This is a genomic window from Rudaea sp. (assembly GCF_036383415.1).
Taxonomy (GTDB): Bacteria; Pseudomonadota; Gammaproteobacteria; order Xanthomonadales; family Rhodanobacteraceae; genus Rudaea.
On the sequence record NZ_DASVOK010000342.1, the window covers coordinates 1 to 4882 of the forward strand.

Below are 4882 nucleotides of genomic sequence, written 5' to 3' on the forward strand. Positions count from 1 at the left end.
CGGGCGACGGCGCGACGTCGACGCCTTTCCAGCCCGGAATCACGATCGTGCCTGCCTGCGCCAGCAGGCTCAGGCCGCCGGATGCGGACACCTTCAAGCCGCCCATCGCGCGCAGTGGCCCTGAATCGACGGCACAGCTGCGGAACCGGTACCAGTCGGCACCGTATTCGGGGCGCGGCAGGCCGAACACTTCGGCCGCGCAGCCATACTCGAAGCTGCACAGCCCGTCGTAGACGAGGGCAACGACGAGGCGGTCGGGTCGGGACTGCGGGGATTTTTTCGGCATTGGCGGATTTTGATCGAATCGTGTCGTTTACGCCAATTGTGGTAGCGACTGCGCCGGCGAACAATGCCTCACCCCACACCTAGGAACTGGCATGAGCAACGCAGTCACCGACATTCCCGCCGCGTCCAGCACCGACGCCCTGCGTCATTTCGCCGCCGAATTCACCTACGAGACCGATTGCTGGGACGTGCACGAAGCGTTGCGCTCGGGCGACCCGGGCTTCGTTCTGCTCGATGTGCGCGGTCCGGCGCTGTATGCGCGCGAACATATTCCGGGTGCGATCAACCTGCCGCACGGCAAGATCGTCGCCTCGCGCATGGTGGACTATCCGCAGGACACCCTGTTCGTCGTCCACTGCGCCGGCCCGCACTGCAACGGCGCCGCGCGCGCGGCGCTGCGTCTGGCGCAGCTTGGGCGCCCGGTCAAGCGCATGGACGGCGGCATCACGGGCTGGATCGATGAAGGCTTTGAGCTGGCGCATGCGCTTCCGGTCGTCGTGGACGCTTGAGCGATGCGCGTCGCGGAAGCCGGCGGCGATTCGATGGCGAAGGCGAGCGCCTCGGCGGACATCCGTCCGCTTCGTCCCGAGGATTTGCCGGCGTTGATCGAGATGTGCGCGGAACACGCCGCCTACGAACGGGCGACGTTCGATCCGGTGGGCAAGGTCAGCCGGCTTGCCGCGGCGCTGTTTTCGTCGGTGCCGCGCGCCCACGCCTGGATAGCGTGGGACGCGGATCGCGCCATCGGCTACGCAACGGCGTCGCGCGAATTCTCTACTTGGTCGGCGTGCGACCATCTGCATCTGGATTGCCTGTTCCTGCGTTCCTCCGAACGCGGGCGCGGCATCGGCGCGATGCTGTTGCGCACGGTAGTCGCGGCGGCGCGCGCGCAGGACCTTTGCGAGTTGCAATGGCAGACGCCGGACTGGAACGCGCCGGCTATTGCGTTCTATCGGCGCTTCGGCGCGGCCGGCAAAGCGAAGATGCGATTCACGCTTTCACTGGACGCGGGTTAGTCCGCATCGTGTCGCTCTTCACCGATCACGCTCGGCGTGCCGACATAGAGCAGGGTGACGGTGGAGTGGGTGTCGTTGCGCGAGGAATGTGGCAATTGCGAATTGAAGTGCAGGCTGTCGCCGGGGCCGAGCACTGTTTCGATCTCGCCGACCCGCGAGTGCAGGCGGCCCTTGAGCACCATGACGAATTCCTCGCCGTCGCGCTGGTCGGTCGGAAATTCATGCCCCGGGGGAATTTCCATGAGGATCGCGTCCATCATGCGATGGATCAGGCTCGAGGAAAGATCGTAGAACGCGACCGGCGAGTTGATGCGGATGCGCGGGCGTTCCTTGGCGCGGCAGACGATGCTGCGTTCGGTCGGACTTTCGAGGAAGTATTGCAGGTCGACCTTGAGCGCCTTGGCCAGCGCCATCAGCGACATGATCGAGGGCACGGTCTGGTTGCGCTCGGCCTGGGAGAGGAACGGTGCCGACAGTCCGGCGCGCGCGCCGAGCTCGCTCAGGGTCAGGCCGAGCTGCTTGCGCCGGTGCTGGATGCGCGCGCCCATGCCGATATGCAGCTTGCCGAGGCGCGGTTTGGTTTTTCGCTTGGCCGCCATGGTCATGCGTTTGCTCCCTCTTTTTTCTTTTCGCTTCTTCCCGTCAGCGTCCGCCGGCAGGCCGCACCGGTACTTCGATATTGCACACGTCGATGTGCCCGGACGGTACCGCGTACCATTCTTCACGATGGTTGCGGCGCGATTCGACGTAGGCGTCGAAGGTTGGCGTGTCGGTGCGCAGCACTTCTAGCGCCACGCGTTCCTTTTCCGGCACGTCGGCGGCAACGCGAATGGCCTTGATCGGCGTGCGCTGCTCGGGCTTCTCGTATAGGCTGTAGGGGCCGGTACCTCGCGCGAGTGTGGACAACAATTCGATGCCCTTGACGACGCGGCCAACGACGGTGACGTTGCGATCGAGCTGGCGCGGCGGCGTGCCGATGACGACGTAGAGTTCCGCACCGCCGCCGGAGTCGGGCGCGTTGTCGCGGCCGACGCCGACCGAGCCGTAACAATGCGTGAGCCACATGCGCTGCGCCTTCGGATCGCGCGCCGAGGCGAAGCCGTCGGAGAATCCGGTCGCCGGTGCGTAACCGTCCGTGTCGGGCAGGCGCGTGAACGGCGCTTTTGCGTCGAGGGCGACGGTGAATTCGGGCGCGAGATGGCGCTTGGCCGTCTTGATCGGCTTGCGCGTGGCCTCGTTCTCGTAGTCGGGATCGTTCATCTGCACGACGTAGTTGTCCTGCGCGCGCACGATGAAGAGGCCGTCGTAGTACTGCTCGCGCGCGAGCGCGCGGATGTTGGCGATGTGGTTCGGCGCGAACGCGGGCGCGAGTTCGATGACGACGCGACCGCTCGGCAGATCAAGGTAGAGCGTGTTCTGCGGATCGAGTGCGCGCCAGTCGCCGGGTTTGGCTGCGGCTAGTACAGCGGCGGTGGTTTGCGCTGCGGCGGGTTTTGCTGCGGTCACGGGCGGCTTGGCGGGGAGGGATGCGGCGAGCATCGTAGCCAAGGCGAGCGCGCAAAGCGATGCGATGCGCACGGGGGAGCGGTTCGGACGATTTCGATACGGTCGGGCCATCGTCATATCCTCGATTGGTTTGCGGCAACCGTCCGTTCATTCCCGAAAACGCGGGAATGAACGGACAATGGATCACGACGCTCAGAACCAGTAGCGGAACGACGCGCCGATCGTGCGCGGCTGCACGCGGTAGGACCCGTCCGGATAGAACGGCGTCGCCGAGACCTGGCGCACCACGCCGTCGCTGTTGCCGAGGTTCTTGATGAATACCGACGCTTCCATCGAGCTCCACTGCACGCCGCCGCGCACATTGAACAGGTCGTAGGCATCCATCTCGCGATACAGCGAGAACGCCTGGTTGAACTGCGTGGTGCGCTTGCCGACATAGTTCCAGCCGCCCCAGACGAAGCCGTGCATGCCTTCGCCGAGCGGGAAGGTGTATTCGGCCGTCGCGTTGAGCGAGGTCTTCGGCACGAACGGCGCGGCGTCGCCGGCACGCGCGTTGAGCGGCGCCATGTCGGCGTCGAGCGTGGAATGCGTGTACGAGCCGCCCGCGGTGACCTTGAGGTTCTGGATCGGACGCCAGGCGATTTCAAGCTCCGCGCCCTTGCTGGTCAGGCCGGCCGCATTCTCGATGTAGTTGACGCCGCAGTTGAGGCCGCGGCGCACCTGCACGTTGCTCCACTTGATCAGGTACAGGCTGCCGTTCACGGTCAGGTGGTTGTCGAGCAGGCTCGACTTGCTGCCGACCTCGTAGTTCCACAGGTGATCCGAGCCGTAGTCGGTCGACGGATGCAAGTTGCCGGCCTCGAGTTCGGCACCGCACAGGTTCAGCGGGATGACCTGGTTGACGCCGCCGTAGCGGAAGCCCTTGGCCGCCTGCGCGTAGACCTGGTTGTTGTCGTCGACGTCGTAGGCGACGTTGACCTTCGGGTTGACGCCGTTTTCCTTCGAATGCTGCATGCCGTTCGAGGTCGCGCCGCCGTTGAAGAAGCCGGACTGGTACTGCCAGTGGCGCTCCTTCCAGTCGAACGCGCGCAGGCCGCCGGTCAGCGAGAAGCTGCCGAGCTTGTACGTGCCTTCACCGAACAGCGCGGTCTCCTCGATGTGCACGTTCTGGATACCCCAGAACGGATAGTCGACCGGCGCGCCGAATTCGGCGCTCGGAAATCCGGTGTAAGCATCCCAGCCCGGATTCGGGAAGGCGTTGGTGTAGCCGCGATTGCGCTTGTGATAGTAGGCGCCGAGCAGCCACTTGAACACGCCGTCGTCGTTGGAGACCGCACGCACTTCCTGGGTGAAGTCGTTGAGATGCGTTTGATCGGCCAGCGACGCCGTCGGCCCGTTTGGTGAAAGGCCGAGCGCCGGATAGGTCGACGTGTAGATCTTGTCGAGGTTCCAGCGGTTCAGCATGTTCATCTGGAAATACGACGTCGAGGAAACGATGCTGCCCCAGCCGAGGGCCTGGGTCAGGGTGAGGTTGGAAAGCGTGTAGTCCTCGTTCGAATTCTCCGGCGACTTGTAGGCGCGCGTGTAGTTGCCGGTCTCGTCGAGGCCACGGCCGTGGTCGCTCTGGTCGTGGGCCCACAGCGACAGGTCGACGGTGAGGCTGTCGGTCGGCAGCACGCGCAGGGCGACGCGGCCGCCGACGGCGTTGGCGCGGTTGATGTTGTTTTCGCCGGTGGTCGTGTTCTTGATGAAGCCGCCGTTGCGGTCGTCGTACATCGATACGCGCAGGCCGGCCACATCCTTGACCAGCGGCACGTTGATCACGCCGCGCAGGTCGTAGCTGGTGCCGCCGTGGTCGATGTCGGCGATCGAGGTTTCGACGCTGCCTTCGACCGTGTCGAGCAGCGGCTTGCGCGTGACGAGGCGGATGGCGCCGGCCATCGAACCGGCGCCGTACAGCGTGCCCTGCGGACCGCGCAGCACCTCGACGCGCTCGAGATCGAACAGGCCGAATTCCGGATTGAAGCCGTTGACCGACACCGGCGAATCGTCGACGTAGAGGCCGACGGTCTCCT

General features: G+C 65.2%; 5 protein-coding genes and 1 pseudogene. 2 read left to right on the top strand and 4 right to left on the bottom strand.

Annotation, left to right across the window (positions count from 1 at the left end; translation table 11 throughout):
• Positions 1-286: pseudogene (gene ftrA, locus VF497_RS12745) on the bottom strand (transcriptional regulator FtrA); the annotation flags it as partial.
• 91 nt (positions 287-377) lie between these two features.
• Between ftrA and VF497_RS12750 the strand changes: the two are divergent.
• On the top strand, positions 378-794 hold the full coding sequence (locus tag VF497_RS12750; protein WP_330889269.1) for a rhodanese-like domain-containing protein: 417 nt from the start codon (positions 378-380) through the stop codon (positions 792-794).
• 3 nt (positions 795-797) lie between these two features.
• A complete protein-coding gene (locus VF497_RS12755) occupies positions 798-1301 on the top strand; it encodes a GNAT family N-acetyltransferase (protein WP_330889271.1) in 504 nt (167 codons plus the stop codon).
• Here the strand turns inward: VF497_RS12755 and VF497_RS12760 are convergent.
• From VF497_RS12760 to VF497_RS12770, 3 genes are all read right to left on the bottom strand, one after another.
• On the bottom strand, positions 1298-1906 hold the full coding sequence (locus VF497_RS12760) for an XRE family transcriptional regulator (RefSeq protein WP_330889273.1): 609 nt from the start codon (positions 1904-1906) through the stop codon (positions 1298-1300). The genes VF497_RS12755 and VF497_RS12760 overlap by 4 nt on opposite strands.
• A 37-nt stretch (positions 1907-1943) precedes the next feature.
• The gene (locus tag VF497_RS12765) at positions 1944-2918 is read right to left on the bottom strand and encodes a peptidylprolyl isomerase (protein ID WP_414706899.1); all 975 of its coding nucleotides are present in this window, start codon (positions 2916-2918) and stop codon (positions 1944-1946) included.
• Between the two features lie 81 nt (positions 2919-2999).
• Positions 3000-4882: TonB-dependent receptor (locus VF497_RS12770; protein ID WP_330889277.1), on the bottom strand; the 1883-nt coding region annotated here is incomplete at its 5' end.